This window comes from Paenibacillus massiliensis subsp. panacisoli DSM 21345 (genome assembly GCF_000426545.1).
GTDB lineage: Bacteria > Bacillota > Bacilli > Paenibacillales > Paenibacillaceae > Paenibacillus > Paenibacillus panacisoli.
In genome coordinates this window covers 1-1160 of sequence record NZ_KE384539.1, presented here as the reverse complement: position 1 = coordinate 1160, position 1160 = coordinate 1, and the positions used below count along the sequence as shown (strand labels likewise).

Annotated in this window: 1 protein-coding gene; it reads right to left on the bottom strand. The window is 56.7% G+C overall.

The features are described 5' to 3' along the window. Positions 1-1160: condensation domain-containing protein (locus K331_RS30810; RefSeq protein ID WP_036636157.1), on the bottom strand; the 1160-nt coding region annotated here is incomplete at both ends.

The window sequence follows — 1160 nt, the reverse complement described above, 5'->3', positions numbered from 1 at the left end:
GCTTGCATCCAGATCGCCTGCTGGTGTCGTAACGGTCTCTTGTGCTGCCGCCGCTTCATGCTGCGCCTGTACATACTCGACCTCGAATGACACGGTATCTTCAATCCATTGCACAGGCTCTCCGTCCACCAGCCCAAAGCGAGTCCGCAAGGTCGCATGACGTGCAATGACTTGACGGAATGCCGCCTCTACCCGCTTCACATCCAGCGGACCGCTGACATGCAGCACCGATGGCATGTTGTAGCTAATATCCTGCGGGTCCAGCTGATGCAGGACATACAGTCGCTGCTGAGCGGAGGACAGTGGATAGTAGCTGCGCTCTTCCGATACCGGAATTGCGGCGTAAGTCATCTGCTCCAGCTGCTCCAGCACAACGGCCATTTGCTCAATCGTTGGTGCTTCGAAAATTCGCCGCAGCGGCAGCTGCTTGTTCAGCTCTTTGTGAATCTTGGCTGCCAGCGTCGTCGCCCGCAGCGAGTGTCCACCAATTTCGAAGAAATTGTCCTTCACGCCGACCTGCGTTAGACCTAGAACATCCTGCCAGACCTCCGCTAGCTTCGCTTCCAACCATGTACGTGGTGCAACATATTCAGCACCGCTGTGCAGACTGCCATCTGGAGTCGGAAGCGCTTTGCGGTCAATCTTGCCATTCGGTGTCAGTGGCATCTGCTCCAGCTGGATCAAATACGATGGCACCATGTAGTTCGGCAGTTCAGCGGCTAATTGAGCGCGCAGCTCACTTGCACCCACCTCTTGCTCAGCCACATAATAGGCCACCAATTGGTTCTGACCCTGATCATCTGCTTGCGCGAGTACAATGACCTCCTGTACAGCTTCCACCTTCAGCAGCTGAGCCTCCACCTCGCCCAGCTCAATCCGGTAGCCGCGAATCTTCACCTGATGGTCGATCCGGCCCAGGTACTCGATGTTGCCATCCGGCATCCAGCGCGCCAGATCTCCGGTACGGTACATCCGTTCATAATGGCTGGCGGCATGGCTAGCTGCTCGACCTTCTGTCATGTCATGCCCTTCACCTTCAGAGCCAGATCCAGCGTCAGCCAGTCGCGCTTCACCTACAACTCCCTCAGCTTCCTCAGACTCTCTCACTTCTCCAGTCACGAACGGATTCGGCACGAACTTCTCCGCCGTCAGCTCCGCAC